Annotated in this window: 1 protein-coding gene; it reads left to right on the forward strand. The window is 77.4% G+C overall.

Annotated elements, in window-relative coordinates:
* Nucleotides 1–557: hypothetical protein (locus ACYVE7_RS35445; protein WP_460371082.1), on the forward strand; the 557-nt coding region annotated here is incomplete at both ends.

Raw genomic sequence — 557 nt, forward strand, 5'->3', positions numbered from 1 at the left:
CGGGCTCGGCCCGGCACTGGAGCGGCACGGCGACGCGTGGTCGCGGGCGGTGGCCGCCCATCCCGACCGGGCCGCGCTGCTCGACGGGCTCACGGGGCGGCTGCTGCGCGGCGGACGTCCGGTCGATCTGCGCTGGTTCCTCCGCCTCCACCGCACGCTCGCACCGGATCCCGGGGAGAGCGGGCCCCGGCTCCGCGACTACGTCCGGATGCTGCCCGCCACGCCGACGGCCGTCGCCGATCTGGCGTTCGACCAGCTCCGGCTGGCCGACGCCGTGGAGCCGCTACCGCCCGCGCTGTTCGCCGAGGCCGCCGAGAGCCTGCTGTTCCGGCCGGAGAAACGCCTGGTCAAAGCCACCCTCACCTGGCTCGCCCGGACGTCCGGCGGCCGGACCGGCGCGACGCTCACCGCGGTCGGGAACGCGCTCGACCATCCCGATCCCGTCGTCAGGGCCCAGGCCGGGAAGATCGTCGCCCCGCTGTCCGGGGAGCGCGCCGCGCCGAGGGCCGTGACGGCCGAACCGCGCCTGCCGGTGATCGCTCCGCCCGTCCTGCCGG

It is taken from the genome of Actinocorallia lasiicapitis (genome assembly GCF_054778695.1).